The sequence below is a fragment of the Microcystis sp. LE19-131.1A genome, assembly GCF_027532015.1.
Taxonomy (GTDB): Bacteria; Cyanobacteriota; Cyanobacteriia; order Cyanobacteriales; family Microcystaceae; genus Microcystis; species Microcystis ichthyoblabe_A.
The window spans coordinates 1-16,747 of the sequence record NZ_JAPZSS010000194.1; the positions used below are offsets into that span (position 1 = coordinate 1).

Sequence of the window (16,747 nt, forward strand, 5' to 3'; positions counted from 1 at the left end):
TTTTGAGAGAATCTTCGTTCAAAACCTTGCGTCTTCATCGGCCCGTGTCCTGTAGGGGCGAAGCATTCGGATAGAAAATCTACGGTTTCACCGATAGGTTATTGCCCGAATGCTTCGCCCGTACTTTTTCAGCAGACCCTAAATAATCAGTCTTTAATAAATCGTGAATTCTTGACCGCAACTATCAAGACTTGCGGTTTTTATTGCCCTAATTGCCAGCTTATCTCTTCACCTGCTCGTAACGGTACCAGTCCAGATTCGGGAAAGGGCAATTCATCGGGAATGCGCCAAGGGGTTTTGTTTAATGTGATTTGTTCCGTATTCCGGGGGAGTTGATAAAAATCTGGCCCGTGAAAGCTGGCGAACCCTTCCAGTTGCTCAAGCGCATCGACGCTCTCAAATGCTTCTGCGTACAACTCTAGGGCGTGCAGAGCCGAATAACAACCCGCGCAGCCACAGGAACTTTCTTTGCTGTAGCGAGAATGGGGCGCACTATCGGTCCCTAGAAAAAACTTGGGATTGCCCGATGTTGCCGCTTGCAAAAGTGCCAAACGATGATCCTCTCGTTTCAAAATCGGCAGGCAATAAAAATGGGGACGAATACCACCGGTAAAGAGAATGTTTCGGCTAAACAATAAATGTTGGGGCGTAATTGTGGCGGCGACGTTGTTGTTAGCAGATAGAACAAACTTGACCGCATCGGCAGTGGTAATGTGTTCAAAGACGACCCGCAGTTTCGGAAATCTGGTTATCAGTGGGATTAATTGCTTCTCAATGAACACTTTCTCGCGATCGAACACATCAATATCACCATCGGTAACTTCTCCGTGCAGTAGTAGCGGCAGATCCAGCTGCTCCATCGCTGCCAAAACGCGATCACACCTACGAAGGTCCGTCACCCCCAAGTCGGAATTAGTTGTGGCACCGGCCGGGTAGTATTTCACCGCTTTGACAAACTGGGAGGCTTTTGCCGCCATAATTTCTTCGGGACTGGTATTATCGGTGAGATAGAGGGTCATCAATGGCTCGAACTGTTGACCCTCTGGAACTGCTGCCAGAATGCGATCGCGGTAGGCGGCGGCATCGGCCACGGAGCGCACTGGGGGCTTTAAATTCGGCATGATAATGGCACGGGCAAACTGACGCACCGTATGGGGTAGAACCGCTTTCAGTGCCGCACCGTCGCGGAGATGAAGGTGCCAGTCGTCGGGTCGAGTGATTGTGAGTCTTCGCATTTTTCCATCATACAACGGTTAGGAATCCCAGCGCCACAACTAAACACAAGAGAGAAGTCAATCTTCGGTCAGGGAATCAATTCCCTATTTCAGCAGTCAAGTTAGTTTTAACTAATAAGCTGCCGCGCATCTAAATTGGTCTATATCTATAAGAGAAGGCTGCATCTGCGCTATTTATTTCTCTTTTTTTCATAAATTCAATTGGCGTACAAGTGAATTACTTAAGACTAGATATTATTACCAAAAATCTAATCTCTCTTTTAGTTTTTACCTCAGATGTAGCCGATGAAAACATTCAAATAATGACAGGAGTGAGTCAAACTTTACAGTCTAATCCCAATGGTAATAGTCCTAAAAAACTTCTTGTTAATAATAATTAAACTATCTTTCTTTATAGTAAATTAGTGCCAAAAATAACCAAGATAGAGCAATTTCTTGAATTGCTAATAATTCCAGATTAATCAATCCTATCTAAGATTGACTAACGCATCCCCTTGAATATTTTCTCGATCGAGCGGCTTTTCAGTCCCCAAAATCCTTACAATAGGAGATGAAGATAGCCTAAAAAGTTGGAGAATATGAATTATCTCATTGCCGTGTTAGCTGATCGCATAGAAGCAGAAGAAGCTTCCGTTGCCCTGGAAAAGGCGGGAATTCCCCAATCTCAAGTGACCATTCTCGGTCGCGGCTATAAAAGTGCTGATGAGTTCGGTTTGATCGATCCCTTCCAACAGGCCAAAAAACGGGCTACTCTCATGGCTTTTTGGTTAATTCCCTTCGGTTTTGCCGGCGGCTACCTTTTTAACCTGATTACGGGATTGCATACCTTTGATTGGGCCGGAGAACCGGGCAATCATATCGTCGGCGGCATTGCCGGGGCGATGGGGGGGGCGATGGGGAGTATTTTTGTCGGTGGTGGCGTGGGTTTATCGTCCGGCAGTGGCGATGCACTTCCTTATCGCAATCGTCTCGGTGCGGGAAAATATATTATTATCGTGCAGGGTTCGGAAAACCTGAAAAATCAAGCGACTCTTATCCTGCGTCAATTTAACCCCGAAAATCTGCAAGGATACGCCCTAGAACGGTGAACGGTTATCGGGAATAAGTTATCGGTCATTTGATTTTTTCCTAAGAATTTTTGATTAATTACCAGAAAACAATGTTACCAAGAGAAGAATTACTAAAGGGTGTTGAAAACCGCGAGGAGATAGCGAAAGTTATTGATAAAGCCGAACAAGCGATTAAGACTTGGGAAGTGACGACGACAGACTTTCTTTCTCCTGCGGTTTTAGCGGAAGTGGAACGAGTTTTTCAGCGTTTAACTGATGTGTCAATGCAAAAATGGGGCGGTTATCCCCAAGCAGAAAGACAGCGCCTCGGTATTGCTAGAGTTGATTTACCTTTGGCAGTAACAGATATTCCCCTATCTGCCCTTGATATTGCCGGTAATTTTCTTTTTGATACCGCTAACCACCGGGATTTTTTAGGGGCAATGTTGGGGACGGGTATCGTTCGGGAAAAAGTCGGTGATCTAATCGTTTTAGGTGAGCGAGGAGCGCAGGCAATTGTAGTGCCTGAATTGGCAGATTTTTTATCTGCTAATTTGCGACAAGTGCGTTCGGTTCCCGTGAAAACTAGCCCGATTCCTTTGACGGAATTAAAAGTTAGACCCCCGCAAAAAAAAGAAATTAATACTGTGGAAGCTTCCTTACGTTTGGATGCGATTGCCTCGGCGGGTTTTGGCATTTCTCGCAGTAAAATGGCCGAGGCAATTAGCGCTGGGGATGTGCGAGTTAACTGGAAAGATATCAGTCAATCTAGTTATAACGTTAAAACCGGTGATTTGATTTCTTTTCGGGGAAAAGGTCGTTTAGAAGTGGGTGAGGTTACTGTGACCAAAAAAGAGCGCTATCGGGTTCATTTAACCAGATTTATTTAGTTTTTTCTGTCTCTAGAATTTGTTATTAGACAGATTAATTGCCATGGCTGAGAATTTCGCCTTAATCGTGCAACTGTGTCAAGTGAGTCCCATCGGTAAACTATTACCGGGGGCGCTTTATGTTCATCGAGAAGCATTACATCAACTGGATCCTATCCTCCAGAGTTACGAACAACAAGCAAGAATTAATCAGCATTTATCTGAGGCAACAATAATTAAATTTAGCACCGATAAACCGAAAATATCCTATCTTTTTTATCCCGATTTTGATCGGGAACCTCACCCAGTTTTAACTAAAAGTTTAGTGGTAGATCTGGGGACATTAATCTTAAGTGAATGGAATTATCAAAATGCTGATAATCCGCCTATTTTACACCGAAAAGAAACTTTTGTTACTAGGGACTATCCTTTTTATGAACAATTCGAGCATCTCACAAAAATCGAGAGTGCTTTAGGACTTTTAAACAGTTCTTATCCCATCGGTACTAAACAGGAATGGCAACGACTTTTAAGAAAGCATCACCTTGATTTTGCAGGAGATTATTTAGTTTGTAATCTAGAGGGACAAAAGGAAAAATCGATAATAATTGATCGCCACAAGGCTGCTCTTGTTCGCAAAACCCTTTCTCGTCCAGCAAGATTAGCATTAGCGGCGGGATTATTCCTTCCTGAAACCACTTTTTTTGATTACGGTTGTGGTTATGGAGGTGATATAGAACGCATAGCTGAACAGGGTTATCAAAGTGAAGGTTGGGATCCTTATTATCGTCCCGATAGTCCTTTAATTGAATCTGATATTGTTAATTTAGGCTATGTAATTAATGTTATTGAATCCGCCGAAGAAAGGCAAGAAGCTTTATTAAAAGCTTGGCAATTAACCCGTCAAGTTTTAATTGTTTCAGCACAGATTCTAATTGATGATAGTGAACGGGGTTTAATGGTCTATGAAGATGGAATTATAACCCGTCGCAATACTTTTCAAAAATACTATCAACAGGAAGAACTAAAACAGTATATTGATAGCACTTTGGGGGTTGATTCTATTCCAATAACTTTGGGGATTTATCTGGTTTTTCGAGAGGAGGAAAAAGCCGAAACTTTTCGTTTATCCAGATGTCGTTCCCGCGCTACCACACCTAAAATTAAAACCCATCTCAAACGCTTTGAAGATTACGAAGATTTATTAACTCCACTGATGGAATTTTATACCCAGCAGGGACGTTTACCCGTCGCAGGAGAATTATTACAAGAGGAAGAAATTAAGGCAGAATTTGGCACTTTTAGACGCGCTTTTCAAGTGATTCTACAAGTAACAGAAGGGGAAGAATGGGAGATAATTGCCGACAAAAGACGCGCCGATCTTTTACTTTATTTAGCTTTAAGTCAATTTAGCCACTGTCCGAAAGTACGGGAATTATCCCCCGCTACCCGTGCCGATTTTAAAGCTTTATTTGGCAGTTATCGCAATGCTTGCGCTCTAGCAGAAGAAGTGTTAATAAGTGCAGGAAATCTACCAGCGATCGCTCGTGCTTGTGAAAATAGTTCCCTAGGCAAACTTTCCCGTTATTCCCTAACTATTCATATTAGCATTCTGGAAAAATTACCGATGTTATTACGCTTATATGAAGGTTGTGCTAGTCAAACTATCGGACGGTTAGAAAATGCTAACGTTGTTCGTTTATCTTTTCGTCAACCCAAAATTTCCTATCTCTATTATCCCAATTTTGATACAGAAATTCATCCGATTTTAGCTACTAGCATGGATGTATATTTAGGTTCGGCTGATTTTAGTTTTCGCGATTACCGGGATAGTCCTAATCCGCCAATTCTACACGAAAAAGAGCTTTTAGTAACGGCGGATTATCCCAACTATGATAAATTGGTTCGCTTAACTCAATTAGAAAAGGATTGGGGATTGTTAGAAGATCGAAAAGCGATCGAACGTTTACAGGGTTGGCAAAAATGTTTAGAGGAGCATTGTGCTACAATCAAAGGCCATCAAATTCTGTGGCGAAAAGATGCCGATCCCTATAAAGTTAGGATTTTACGCGCTAAAATTAACGCCAGAAGAAATCAAAATAAGTCTTCCTGAGTAATTAAGTAAAATAGATGAGGTAATTAATTTTATGATGACTACGATTCGGTTGCAAGGATTAGAAGGTTTCGAGTTAAAAGCTAATGATCCTGAACAAAGGATGTTTATTTCTGGGGTTAATTGGCAACAGTACGAAACCCTCTTAAAACATTTAGAAGATAGTTCCAGTTATCGCATTACTTACTTAGATGGAATGGTAGAAATTATGGCTCCTAGTCGTCGTCACGAAGTTAGCAAAAAAAATATCGGTAGATTGGTAGAAGTTTATTTAGAATATGCTGAAATTGATTTCTGGGGATTAGGTTCCACCACTTTGCGAAAACAGGAAAAAGAAGCGGGAAAAGAACCAGATGAATGTTTTTGTTTATTTATAGAAAAAGAGTTTCCTGATTTGGCGATAGAAATAATCTTAACCAGTGGCAGCCTGAAAGTTTTAGAAGTTTATCAAAGATTGGGAACTCAAGAGGTTTGGTTTTGGCAAGATAATCAGTTAAAAATCTATTCTTTACAAGAGAATGGCGAATATATTTTAATCCCTAAAAGTGCTTTATTACCGGATTTAAATTTAGAATTATTAGCCGAATACGTCAACCATCCTAATCCCCGTCTTGCTGTCAAAGAATTTCGCTTGTGTTTAACAGAAAATTCCCAGTTGTCATAACTATTATCTTTCCATGAATTCTCAAGTAAAATTTAACCTATCTATCCTAGGGATATTTGTATTTTCCCTAGGAATAAGATTCTGGAATCTCAGTCAGTTTAATACTCTTGTTTTCGATGAAGTTTATTATGCTAAATACGGCAATGAATATCTAATCGGTAAAGAATTTTTCCAGTCGCATCCACCGTTAAGTCAATATTTAATTGCTATTAGTATCTGGATTGGTTCCCATTTTCCTGCCGATCCTGAAACCATTAATAATTTAACAGGTTCCCTGCGCTCAACTTTTAGTTATCGCTGGTTAAATGCTTTGACTGGTTCTTTTATTCCCCTCATTATCGGCGCAATTGCTTATCAATTAACCCAGAGAAAAACTGTATTTTTAATCACAACTTTTCTCGCCAGTTTAGACGGATTATTTCTGGTGGAATCCCGCTACGCTCTCAATAATATTTACTTAATTTTATTCGGTTTATCTGGACAATTATTTTTTTTATTAGCACTCCAGAAAAATCAGAAACTTAATTGGCTATTATTATCAGGAGTTTCTTTCGGTTTAGCGGCAAATATTAAATGGAATGGCTTAGGATTTTTACTGGGAATATTTATTTTTATAGGTATTGCTTGGTTAATAAAATTATTTAATCAAGAGCAGTCAAAAGATCATCTTTGGACAAAGGCAACTAACCTGAGATTAGAGGACATTTTTATCGCCTTAATTGTCTTTCCTCTTATTACCTATAGTTTGCTGTGGATACCTCATCTTCTCGTCAACCATCAATATAATTTTTGGCAAGTACATCAAGAAATTTGGTCATTTCATCAGAGAATCAAGGGTAATCAATCTGATGTTCATCCCTATTGTTCTCCTTGGTATAGTTGGTTAGTAATGGGGCGACCTGTGGCTTATTATTTTAAGAGAGTAGGTGATAAAATTTATGATGTTCACGCGATGGGAAATCCGTTGTTATGGTGGTTTTCTACGATAGCGATTCTAGTGGTTTTTAGTCGATTATTTAACCGAAAAGAGCGAGTAATTTCTGCCTATCTTATCTGTAACTATATTGCCAATCTGCTGCCCTGGTTAAAAATTAGTCGCTGTACCTTTCTCTATCATTATATGGCTGCCTATAGTTTCACTTGGATTGCTCTAGCTTGGCTCTTAGCCGATGGTTTAGAAAGTTCCAGTCCTATTTATAAAAATGGCTCGCGCTCGCTGATAATTTTGATAACTTTTGCTTTTATTCATTGGCTACCAATTTATTTAGGCATTCCCCTGTCAGTGCGGGATTATTATCTTAGAATGATTTTTCCCAATTGGATTTAGGATGAAATTAGCACCAAAAACTGATACAATAAAATCATGATAAAAAGCGATCGCATGAGTTATGGGTAAACAAAGAATCTTATCTGGTGTGCAACCAACTGGCAATTTACATTTAGGCAATTATCTAGGTGCGATCCGCAATTGGGTGGAGGGACAACAAGACTACGATAATTTCTTTTGTGTGGTCGATTTACACGCGATCACCGTTCCCCATAATCCCGCCACTCTTGCGGAGGATACTTTAGCAATTGCCGCTTTATATTTAGCCTGCGGAATTGATTTAGAATACGCGACTATCTTTGTCCAATCCCACGTTAAAGCTCATACAGAATTAACTTGGTTATTGAATTGTATCACCCCTTTAAATTGGTTAACCGATATGATTCAATTTAAAGAAAAAGCAATTAAACAGGGGGAAAATGTTGGCACGGGGTTACTCGATTATCCCGTACTAATGGCTGCCGATATTCTACTCTACGATGCCGATAAAGTACCTGTGGGAGAAGATCAAAAACAACATTTAGAATTAACCCGCGATATAGCTGTTAGAATTAATCATCTTTTTGGGCAACCGAAACAACCAATTTTAAAACTTCCTGATCCGATGATCCGCAAGGAAGGAGCGCGGGTGATGAGTTTAACCGATGGCCGGAATAAAATGTCTAAATCCGATCCTTCCGAGATGAGTCGGATTAATATTCTCGATAGTCCCGATGTCATTGCCAAGAAAATTAAACGCTGTAAAACCGATCTAGTTAAGGGTTTAACTTTCGATGATCCAGAACGTCCCGAATGCCATAATTTATTAACTCTCTATAGCATTTTATCGGGAAAAAGTCAAGAGGTGGTCGCAGCAGAATGTGCAGATTTAGGTTGGGGACAATTTAAACCGATGTTAACAGAAGTCACCATAGAATCTCTGCAACCTATTCAGGAAAAATACACCGAAATTAGAGAGGATAAAGATTATTTAGCTACGGTTTTGCGACAAGGTCGTCTCAAAGCAGAAGCGGTAGCCAATCAAACTCTCGATCGAGTCAAAAATGCCATGGGTTATTTACCACCATTTTAGGGATAATAAAACCAGAGATGTCTAGGGCGAATTTCTGCTAGGCTGTCCAGAGAAACTCGCTCTAATAACATTCATCGCCAGAGGGTCGCGAAATTCCGCAGTAATTTTCCCTAAAAATTGTTTTTTTATCTGTTTAGCTTGATTGGTTTTAGCTACTGCTTGCTGTAATTCTTGGCTATACTATGCTAGACGTTGGGACAATTCAATTATAGTTTTTTCTACTTGTTATTAGCCTTTTTAAACTTGTTTTCGCAGTTTCAATCCTTGAAAATGCGATCGCTAATAAAAATAGCAGAGTCCGGCAGTTACCCCAAGACTAAGAATTGTTATCCCCGTGGGAATTTTCAACATACCCGACTCGGTTGCTGATATGTTGTAGGATTGTAATAAGAGGATTTTTTTCCTGAAAAATTGTCATATTTGAGGTTTTGATTATGCCTTATACAAATGAAGAAGGTGGACGCTTAAATAATTTCGCCGCCGAACCGAAAGTTTATCAAGCGGATCCCCCCACTAAATCGCAACAACGTAATTATCTTTTCTGGGGTGTTGCTGCGATCACACTTGTCGGTGGACTGTTAGCCGTCGCTTTTTACGCATCTCAAGCTGGCTAAAATTTAGTCCCTCGTAGTTGCGATTTAGCCCCTTTCACTCCTCTTTACCGCTAATATCACAACTACTCCCTATTTTAAGGCTTTTGACCCTGAATTAATGCCACTGCTGACTGAGACTTAGCCGCAGTCCCCTGTTTACCCTGAGATAACGCTAGACGGGCCGCCTCCTCTAAATCAGCGATCGCTTTTTCCCTGTTTCCCAATTTATAATAGGTCAAACCCCGATTGTGGTACGCTTCGGCAAAATTAGCATTAATTTTCAGACTCTCATTATAGTCCCTTAAAGCCATTTCCTGCTGTCCGGCTCGGTTATAGGACAGGGCGCGATTATAGAAAATGCGATCCTGTCCTCTAGTTCCCTGTAAACTCAAAGCTTTTGTGTAATCCTCGATCGCTTCTAGGTGTCTTCCCAAGTCATCCTTAGCATTACCGCGATAAATAAAGAAATCAGCAAAATTTCCGTTTAAAGCGATCGCTTTTGTGCAATCCTCCACCGCTGCCTCGTATTTTTTCGTCAGATAATAGGCATAACAACGATTACCGAGAGCATTAACATAATTAGAGTTGATTGTCAAGGCCTGGGTATAATCTGCGATCGCTCGCTCGTACTGGCCGAGAACTAATTCCGCATAGCCGCGATTATAATAAGCATCGGCATCCTTCGGTTCTAATTGTAGAGCTTGAGTAAAATCGGCGATCGCCCCTGAGTAATCCCCTGCGGTTAAACGATCCACCCCCCGATTATAAAATTCTACAGCTTTCACGGGGTTAGCGGTAGTTTGAGCGCTTAGGGGAGAGATAGTCAGTAAAAAAGTCGCTATAGCTATAATAATTGTCAATTTTTTCTTAATTTTCATAATCCGTTCACCTAAACAATTCAAGGTAAAATTAAACAGCCCTACTTACAGGTCAAAATATCATGATTAAATCTCTTTTGGCGACTTTCCTCCTAATTACCACCCTCCTCTTCACCGGTTGTGCAACTCCCATCGCTGGACTGCAAGGATACACCAGTGGCAGCCAAGGCTATCAATTTTTATATCCTAAGGGTTGGACGCAGGTGGATGTGAAAAAAGTTGCAGGAGTAGATGTGGTTTTTCATGACCTGATCGAAACGAGCGAAAATTTAAGCGTTATTATCAATCCCGTCCCCGACAATAAAACTTTAACAGATTTAGGGACCCCCTCGGAAGTTGGCTATCGTCTCCTAAAAAATAACAGTCTTAACCCCAATCTTGATAAGGAAGTAGAATTAATTCGCTCAGAATCCCATCAAATTGACGGCCAAGATTATTATATCCTCGAATATCAAGTTAAATTAGTCAACGGCCAAGAACGTCATAATCTGGCCAGCGTCACGGTTAATAATCATAAACTCTATTCTTTTAATCTTTCCACTTCCCAAAAACGTTGGACGCAAATTCAAGAACTCTTTGAAACTATCGTTGATTCTTTCTCGGTTAGTTAAATGTCAGAGTATAGGAAATTTTCAGTAAAATGTAGGGTGCGTTAGACGGCAAAAATTCCTGTTTTGACTTAAAGGTAACAATCCGTCGTAACGCACCACCTATCATCAACTAGGTAGCCGGTTATAATTAAAGATAACATATAAAGAACCAGAAGCCTGTCCCACTATCTAACAATTAATTGAGATTACTTACTGAATCAGTAAATAGTAATCAGTAAGAAAGTGGTAACTGATAACTGATAACTGATAACTGATAACTGATAACTGAATATGAGTAACTCGGAAGAAAATAGACTAGATAGACTCGAATCTCTTGCTGAAAATACCCTAACAGAACTACGGGAGATTAAATCAGGACTACAGGAGATTAGATTAGGATTACAGGAGATTAAATTAGGACTACAGGAAACCAATCAGGGATTAAAAGAAACTAGAGTGATCGCTAATTCTAACGCCAAATTGATCGAAGCGTTAACTAATAGTCTTGCTGAGTCTAAAAAAGAATGGGAAAAAGACAGACGGGGACTTTATCAACTGCTAGGACAATTAACTCGATCGATGTCGGATTTTTATGAGGTTCAGTCAGATTTTTACAATCGATTTGACAATGAAGGAAGACAATCCCGCATGGTTGAGATTTTAGATCGTTATTTACCCCCCGAAAATCCTGCCAATTCCTAGCAGGTTTTGCCATAGCATTGTTAGGTTTTACAGGTTGGGGAGATTTTTCATTTATCAGTTACTCCTGTCTCCTGTCTCCTGTCTCCTGTCTCCTGTCTTCTATCTCCTATCTTGTTTACTGAAAAAACTTATGTCTATTCCCTTGATTCTTGCTTCCGCTTCTCCTGCGCGTAAAAAACTATTACAAATGGTGGGAATCGATCCGATTGTGCGAGTGAGTAACTTTGATGAATCGACAATTAATGCCGATGATACTCTCCATCTTGTCCAAACTTTAGCCCAATGTAAAGCGCAAACGATCGCCCCCCAATTTGATACAGGATTAATTCTTGGTTGTGATTCCGTCTTAGAAGTAGCGGGGGAAGTCTATGGCAAACCCAAGGATAAATTAGAAGCGATCAATCGTTGGCAAAAAATGCGCGGTCTGGTGGGTACACTCTATACAGGTCATGCTTTAATCGATCAAGTTAATAATCAAACCTTGACTCGTTGTGGGATTACTAAAGTTCACTTTGCCAATATCAGCGATGAAACAATTATTGCCTACGTTGACACCGAAGAACCCCTCAAATGTGCCGGCTGTTTTGCCTTAGAAGGAAAGGGGGGTCTATTCGTGGAAAGATTAGAGGGATGTCACAGTAATGTTATCGGTTTAAGCTTGCCCCTGTTTAGGCAGATGTTAACGGATTTTGGCTACCAAATCACTGACTTTTGGTGATCTTTTTGCCGATAATTTCCCCAAATTTATTGGCAAAAGGGCTTGACAAATTCTCAGATTTGTGTTAACTTTTTATTATAGTGGGAATCCGTGTCGCCCTGCGAACCCCTCTTTTTTCTATCCGATAGCCCCAAAATTTTTAACCCTTTCCTTTTCACTTTTTCCCGAAAAAACTATGTCTTGCTTGCGCGTGGGAATTGCCGGTCCGGTGGGTTCAGGAAAAACAGCCCTGCTCGATGCCCTGTGTAAAAATTTGCGGGATCAATATCCGATCGCCGTAGTCACCAATGACATTTATACTCAAGAAGATGCCCAATTTTTAGTGCGATCGCAAGCTTTAGCTCCGGAAAGAATTTTAGGAGTAGAAACGGGAGGATGTCCCCATACAGCTATTCGCGAGGATGCCTCAATTAACTTAGTTGCCATTGAACAGTTAGAGAGAAAATTTGCTAACTTAAAGCTAATTTTTCTGGAAAGTGGTGGTGACAATTTAGCGGCAACCTTTAGCCCGGAATTAGTAGATTTAACCATCTATGTGATTGACGTGGCAGCCGGGGATAAAATCCCTCGCAAAGGAGGACCTGGTATCACCAAATCGGATTTATTGGTAATCAATAAAATAGATTTAGCCCCGATGGTGGGGGCAGATTTAGGGGTGATGGATAGAGATGCCAAAAAGATGCGCGGGGATAAACCCTTTATCTTCACCAACTTAAAAACACGGGAAGGATTAGAGCGAGTGATTGCCTTTATCGAAAAGAATTTATACTAAGCTATTACTAGGAATAAAAAAGAGAGCGCCAGAAAAATTTAGGTAAAGCTAACATTCTTTTCCAACGCCAAGGTTCCTGATAGAGTCGATACAACCACTCTAAATTATTGTCACAGAAAAAGCGAGGGGCGCGGATTTTTGTCCCGGACCAGATATCAAAACTCCCCCCCACACCTACCCAGATAGCTTGGGGACAGAGATGGCGATGTTCCCTAATCCAATATTCTTGTCGGGGTACTCCCAAACCAACTAAAATTAACCGCGGTTGTTGATCTTTTAATACCTCGATCCAATCGGACATTTCCTGGGAGGATAGATAACCGTGGTTAGTCAGAATACGGATATTAGGTATCTTTTTTTGCCAATTACTTGCCGCTTGTTCAGTAATCCCCGGTTTACCACCAAAAAAAGCAATAGGAAAACTTTCTCCCTGCATTCCTAACTCAGTAATTAAGGATTCTGATAATTCAATACCGGGGCAGCGGGTTTGTTTTTTACCCCTTAATTTTAAGTAAATAACAATCCCAGCACCGTCGGGAATAACTAAATCTGCTTCTCGAATAACTTGGGCTACTTTAGCATCATTTTCCCCTAACATTGCCATTTCTGCATTAAGAGTGACAACGTGGGAACCAAAACCTTGATAGAGGCGATCAATTAACCAACGACTGTAGTTATCGAGAAGATGAACTGGTAAACCGAGAACAGAATATTTAGGGGGAGTTTCTAACATAAGTAGGTAGGTGCTAATAGTTGTCAGACACCCCCCTTATTAAGGGGGGATCAGAGGCAAAATCTATCTTCAATTTAATTATAAATACTTACTTACAATTCATCTTGATTTAGTTGTTATTTTATCGAGAAATTGGCACAAAATCCATCCCAAAACTAGAACGAGAACCTGGTTCAACTACCACTAATTGCACGGATTGATTGCGATCGCCAGATGGTAAAAATCGCACGGGATTAGTCGCCCCGGGTACAGAAAAATCACTGCTTCTTAACGCCTGTTGAACTCCCTCTCGGCTAGATTCTGCCTTAATTCCGGCGATTAAAGCCTGGGTAGCGTCATAGGCGGTGGCAGTGCGCCAATTTACGTCTCCTTGCCACAATTGGCGGGAATTATTCACAAAAGGACTGTTCGGATTAGCCGCCAAATGCCAAGCGACAGCGACAATCATGCCCAGGGCATTTTTTCCGCCTACATCCAGAGTTTTGGGGCTATAAACGTCATCACCCGCCACAATCGGTAATTTTTGGCCATTGATTTGAACCACCTGTAAAGCCTTATCTAGGGTACCACTATCCCCAAGAAGGGCGATGAGATTTGCTCCCTCCTGTTGAGCTTGTTGGAGGCTTTTAGAAGGGGTAAAAGTGAGGGAAGATAGATCAAATTCACTCACCACTTGACCTCCTCCTAATCCTAAAGCGGTGGTAAATTCAGATTTTAGGGATTGACTATAACCACTTTGGGAGTTAAAAAATACCACTGCCTTGACGTTAGGAATTTTTTGCAAACTAGATTCGGCTAATGCTCGTGCTGCCACAAAATCACTGGGAACAGAACGAAAGATATAGTCACCAAAATTGGAGAGTTTAACTGAGGTACTGATGGGGGAAATCATTACTAATCCCGCTTTTTGATAGATAGCAGCCGCCGCTAAAGAGGTGTCACTGCTAGTGTGTCCTACTACTCCTAAAATGCTGTTATCAGCCGCTAATTTTTGGGCAATTTGAGCGGCAATTTCGGGATTATCAGCATCATCAGCAATGAGAACTTTTAAAGGAATGCCATTAATTCCTCCGCTTTGATTGATTTGATTTTGAGATTGGGCAACTCCTCGTAAAACTTCTAGGGCGGTGTTGACATTGCTCCCAATTGGCACGGAAACGGCGATAGTATAGGACTTAGCTTCACCAATACGGGCGTTATTTAAGTAGATGAGAGCTTCCGGATCATTTTGATTAGCTCGCAGGGATTTTTCTAGGAGGTAAACTGCTTGCTGAAAGTCTCCTTTTCCGAGTGCCTGTATAGCAGCTTGTTTGTCAGAAGCAGCCCCTTCAACTATTAATAAGTTTTCACCTTGACTAAATCTTGCTTGTGGCGATACCGATTTTTGCTCTGGTGATATTTTCTCGATTTCAGAAAGATTGGTTGGGTTATTTGATCCTTGAAAACGATTGTATAACCACCAACTACCAGCCCCAAAAAATATTAGGGTAATCAGCAGGGATAAAAGCAGGGTAACTGTATCATTTTTCTGGCTCATGGGCTGATAACTAAGATTAAATTAATGGTTTAATCGAGATTGATAGTTAATAAAAGCACCAATTCAATTCTGAATTGCACCAATATCCGATCTACCTTGATAGAATACCTCATTTGGGGTCTGATAGTCAAGACATTGTTTAAATGTGTCTTAGCTTATTAGCAATATTTTACCTTTTTGTTTGGGAATCTTCTAAATGTTTTATTAAAACATTTGAGGATAAAGTACCGTGTAAATGACTCCAGGGTAAAACCTGTTCTAAACGCCATTGTTGATGAACATAATAATCTAGCGGGGGAATTTGTCCTTTTAGTTCCTTAAAAGCGCGTTTATAACTGCCTAAAGAATCACCGTAGCCACGAGTTAATTCTAACAGGGAAGTTAAGCGGCGATCGCCTCTAGATAATAGGGCTTGAATCACTGACCAATTATAACTCTCTGGTCGAAATTCTATGCCCTGTTTACCCAATTGTTTTTCTAGACATTTTAATCTTTTTTCGGCCATTTTATTAACTCCAAACCACTGAAAAGGAGTATGGGATTTAGGCACAAAGGTGCTGCAACCGAAAGAAATTCGCAGTCCAGAGGCGGCTTTTTTTAAGGCTATTAACATTTCCACAGTTGCCGCAATATCTTCGATTTCTTCTCCCGGTATTCCCACCATACCATAGAGTTTTATCCCTTTTAAACCGCCCGCTTTAGCATTAATGGCAGCTTGGATAATTTCATCATTGGCTAACTTTTTGTTGATAATTTCCCGCAAGCGATCGGAACCACTTTCTACGGCAATAGTAATTGATTTGGTGTCTCTTTGGGATAAAATTCTGGCTAATTTTTCCGTGACGGTATTAGTTCTAACTGAAGCGATCGAGAGTCTAACTCCCTCAAATTTTGGTTGAAAAAGATAATCAAGTAAGGTTTCAAATTCAGGATGTTGGCTGACGGAAGCACCTAATAAACCCAAGCGATCGGTCACTTTTAAACCTTTTTCAATGGCGGGAATTAAAGATTCTAAACTAGCGGTACGAAAGGGTAAAGTTAGATAACTAGCTAAACAAAAACGGCACATTTCTGGACAACTTCGCACCACCTCTACCATATAAATATTCTCCCATGCCGCTTGTTTTGTTACCACCGTAGAAGCTGAAAGGGTATTACTGCGATAGGTTTGTTTACTAACAAAGGTAGGAACATTATTATCTATGGGTAGAATTGCCGTAATTTCACCTTCAGAACTATCATAATTAACGGTATATAAACTAGGAACATACACCCCTGGAACCTGGGCTAAATGACGGAGTTTTGTCAGTCGTTCGGCGTTTCTAACCTCTTGATAGGCATTAATAAAATCAGCAATTAAATTTTCACCATCTCCCAATAAAATTACATCAAAATAAGCAGCAAAAGGTTCGGGATTAGCGGTTAAAACTGGCCCACCTCCGAAAATTATCGCCTGCTGATCTTGCCGTTGATGACTGTGACAAGGAATTTCTAAAGATTCTAACAGCGAGAGGATATTAACATAGTCTAATTCCCAGGAAAAGGAAAAGCCGACTAATTCGGGATAACGGGGTAAAGATTCTTGAAAATCCGTAAATAAACGACTAACTTGTATATCCGATCGCAGGGCTAAAGTTGCCCAAACAATTTGATAACCTAAACTGGTTATACCCACAGAATACTGATTAGGAAAGGCAAAAATAGTTCTAAGGGCATCACTGTGGGGTATTGCGGGAGTAAAGAGGAGTTTTTCGTCTTGTAAGATGGTCATTTCAGTTATCAGTTATCAGTTATCAGTGACTACCAGTAGTCTTCAGTAGCTTTTAATTTTCATTCTCTTGAAAGGGGAGACTTGTTACCTCTTGTTTTTGGTCATATATAAGTTTAATTTAATC

At 40.5% G+C, this 16,747-nt stretch carries 16 protein-coding genes; 11 read left to right on the forward strand and 5 right to left on the reverse strand.

The annotated features are described in order from the left end of the window. Nucleotides 1-200: 200 nt before the first annotated feature. Nucleotides 201-1,235 carry a dihydroorotase gene (gene pyrC, locus O9323_RS14640; RefSeq protein WP_002792237.1) on the reverse strand — a complete coding sequence of 345 codons (1,035 nt, stop codon included), beginning with the start codon at nt 1,233-1,235 and terminating at the stop codon, nt 201-203. Nucleotides 1,236-1,813: 578 nt separating this feature from the next. On the opposite strand from pyrC, the gene O9323_RS14645 reads away from it, so the two are divergent. From O9323_RS14645 to psb34, 7 genes are all read left to right on the forward strand, one after another. Further along, nucleotides 1,814-2,323, forward strand: a complete 510-nt coding sequence (locus O9323_RS14645) for a hypothetical protein (protein ID WP_288125340.1) — start codon at nt 1,814-1,816, stop codon at nt 2,321-2,323. Nucleotides 2,324-2,394: 71 nt separating this feature from the next. Beyond that, a complete protein-coding gene (locus O9323_RS14650) occupies nt 2,395-3,174 on the forward strand; it encodes a photosystem II electron transport protein, Sll1252 family (RefSeq protein ID WP_288125341.1) in 780 nt (259 codons plus the stop codon). A gap of 43 nt (nt 3,175-3,217) precedes the next feature. Beyond that, the gene (locus tag O9323_RS14655; RefSeq protein ID WP_288125342.1) at nt 3,218-5,266 is read left to right on the forward strand and encodes a DNA phosphorothioation-associated putative methyltransferase; all 2,049 of its coding nucleotides are present in this window, start codon (nt 3,218-3,220) and stop codon (nt 5,264-5,266) included. Nucleotides 5,267-5,300: 34 nt separating this feature from the next. Next, nucleotides 5,301-5,930 (forward strand): Uma2 family endonuclease, encoded by a 630-nt coding sequence (locus tag O9323_RS14660; RefSeq protein WP_193977149.1) that lies wholly within the window; start codon nt 5,301-5,303, stop codon nt 5,928-5,930. 13 nt (nt 5,931-5,943) lie between these two features. Further along, nucleotides 5,944-7,257: a dolichyl-phosphate-mannose--protein mannosyltransferase gene (locus O9323_RS14665; protein WP_002732128.1), complete on the forward strand. Its 1,314-nt coding sequence runs from the start codon at nt 5,944-5,946 to the stop codon at nt 7,255-7,257. Nucleotides 7,258-7,318: 61 nt separating this feature from the next. After that, nucleotides 7,319-8,329, forward strand: a complete 1,011-nt coding sequence (gene trpS, locus O9323_RS14670) for a tryptophan--tRNA ligase (protein WP_002733196.1) — start codon at nt 7,319-7,321, stop codon at nt 8,327-8,329. 434 nt (nt 8,330-8,763) lie between these two features. Continuing rightward, the gene (psb34, locus tag O9323_RS14675; protein ID WP_002732326.1) at nt 8,764-8,943 is read left to right on the forward strand and encodes a photosystem II assembly protein Psb34; all 180 of its coding nucleotides are present in this window, start codon (nt 8,764-8,766) and stop codon (nt 8,941-8,943) included. Nucleotides 8,944-9,017: 74 nt separating this feature from the next. On the opposite strand, the gene O9323_RS14680 is transcribed toward psb34, so the two are convergent. Then, entirely contained in the window at nt 9,018-9,800 is a 783-nt protein-coding gene (locus O9323_RS14680) for a tetratricopeptide repeat protein (protein ID WP_288125343.1), read from the reverse strand. Nucleotides 9,801-9,862: 62 nt separating this feature from the next. On the opposite strand from O9323_RS14680, the gene psbP reads away from it, so the two are divergent. From psbP to ureG, 4 genes are all read left to right on the forward strand, one after another. Then, a complete protein-coding gene (gene psbP, locus O9323_RS14685; protein ID WP_002775529.1) occupies nt 9,863-10,411 on the forward strand; it encodes a photosystem II reaction center PsbP in 549 nt (182 codons plus the stop codon). A gap of 270 nt (nt 10,412-10,681) precedes the next feature. After that, a complete protein-coding gene (locus O9323_RS14690; protein ID WP_024969102.1) occupies nt 10,682-11,092 on the forward strand; it encodes a hypothetical protein in 411 nt (136 codons plus the stop codon). 130 nt (nt 11,093-11,222) lie between these two features. Beyond that, the gene (locus O9323_RS14695; protein WP_288125345.1) at nt 11,223-11,810 is read left to right on the forward strand and encodes a Maf family protein; all 588 of its coding nucleotides are present in this window, start codon (nt 11,223-11,225) and stop codon (nt 11,808-11,810) included. Between the two features lie 175 nt (nt 11,811-11,985). Next, nucleotides 11,986-12,582 (forward strand): urease accessory protein UreG, encoded by a 597-nt coding sequence (ureG, locus tag O9323_RS14700; protein ID WP_004158168.1) that lies wholly within the window; start codon nt 11,986-11,988, stop codon nt 12,580-12,582. Nucleotides 12,583-12,589: 7 nt separating this feature from the next. Here the strand turns inward: ureG and O9323_RS14705 are convergent, their stop codons facing one another. The 3 genes from O9323_RS14705 to O9323_RS14715 form a co-directional block, all read right to left on the reverse strand. Further along, nucleotides 12,590-13,315: a WecB/TagA/CpsF family glycosyltransferase gene (locus O9323_RS14705; protein ID WP_002775551.1), complete on the reverse strand. Its 726-nt coding sequence runs from the start codon at nt 13,313-13,315 to the stop codon at nt 12,590-12,592. A 121-nt stretch (nt 13,316-13,436) separates the two neighbouring features. Beyond that, nucleotides 13,437-14,852, reverse strand: coding sequence for an ABC transporter substrate-binding protein (locus O9323_RS14710; RefSeq protein WP_004158172.1), 1,416 nt, complete (start codon nt 14,850-14,852; stop codon nt 13,437-13,439). Nucleotides 14,853-15,021: 169 nt separating this feature from the next. Next, complete coding sequence (locus tag O9323_RS14715; RefSeq protein ID WP_004158174.1) at nt 15,022-16,623, reverse strand: B12-binding domain-containing radical SAM protein; 1,602 nt, start codon at nt 16,621-16,623, stop codon at nt 15,022-15,024. Between the last annotated feature and the right edge of the window lie 124 nt (nt 16,624-16,747).

What these genes read in the sequence shown, in the direction of transcription:
- O9323_RS14690 (WP_024969102.1), top strand. Translation starts at nt 10,682, where the DNA reads ATGAGTAACTCGGAAGAAAATAGACTAGATAGACTCGAATCTCTTGCT.
- psbP (WP_002775529.1), top strand. Translation starts at nt 9,863, where the DNA reads ATGATTAAATCTCTTTTGGCGACTTTCCTCCTAATTACCACCCTCCTC.
- pyrC (WP_002792237.1), bottom strand. Translation starts at nt 1,235, where the DNA reads ATGCGAAGACTCACAATCACTCGACCCGACGACTGGCACCTTCATCTC.
- ureG (WP_004158168.1), top strand. Translation starts at nt 11,986, where the DNA reads ATGTCTTGCTTGCGCGTGGGAATTGCCGGTCCGGTGGGTTCAGGAAAA.
- O9323_RS14655 (WP_288125342.1), top strand. Translation starts at nt 3,218, where the DNA reads ATGGCTGAGAATTTCGCCTTAATCGTGCAACTGTGTCAAGTGAGTCCC.
- O9323_RS14715 (WP_004158174.1), bottom strand. Translation starts at nt 16,623, where the DNA reads ATGACCATCTTACAAGACGAAAAACTCCTCTTTACTCCCGCAATACCC.
- O9323_RS14680 (WP_288125343.1), bottom strand. Translation starts at nt 9,800, where the DNA reads ATGAAAATTAAGAAAAAATTGACAATTATTATAGCTATAGCGACTTTT.
- O9323_RS14665 (WP_002732128.1), top strand. Translation starts at nt 5,944, where the DNA reads ATGAATTCTCAAGTAAAATTTAACCTATCTATCCTAGGGATATTTGTA.
- trpS (WP_002733196.1), top strand. Translation starts at nt 7,319, where the DNA reads ATGGGTAAACAAAGAATCTTATCTGGTGTGCAACCAACTGGCAATTTA.
- psb34 (WP_002732326.1), top strand. Translation starts at nt 8,764, where the DNA reads ATGCCTTATACAAATGAAGAAGGTGGACGCTTAAATAATTTCGCCGCC.
- O9323_RS14705 (WP_002775551.1), bottom strand. Translation starts at nt 13,315, where the DNA reads ATGTTAGAAACTCCCCCTAAATATTCTGTTCTCGGTTTACCAGTTCAT.
- O9323_RS14695 (WP_288125345.1), top strand. Translation starts at nt 11,223, where the DNA reads ATGTCTATTCCCTTGATTCTTGCTTCCGCTTCTCCTGCGCGTAAAAAA.
- O9323_RS14650 (WP_288125341.1), top strand. Translation starts at nt 2,395, where the DNA reads ATGTTACCAAGAGAAGAATTACTAAAGGGTGTTGAAAACCGCGAGGAG.
- O9323_RS14660 (WP_193977149.1), top strand. Translation starts at nt 5,301, where the DNA reads ATGATGACTACGATTCGGTTGCAAGGATTAGAAGGTTTCGAGTTAAAA.
- O9323_RS14710 (WP_004158172.1), bottom strand. Translation starts at nt 14,852, where the DNA reads ATGAGCCAGAAAAATGATACAGTTACCCTGCTTTTATCCCTGCTGATT.
- O9323_RS14645 (WP_288125340.1), top strand. Translation starts at nt 1,814, where the DNA reads ATGAATTATCTCATTGCCGTGTTAGCTGATCGCATAGAAGCAGAAGAA.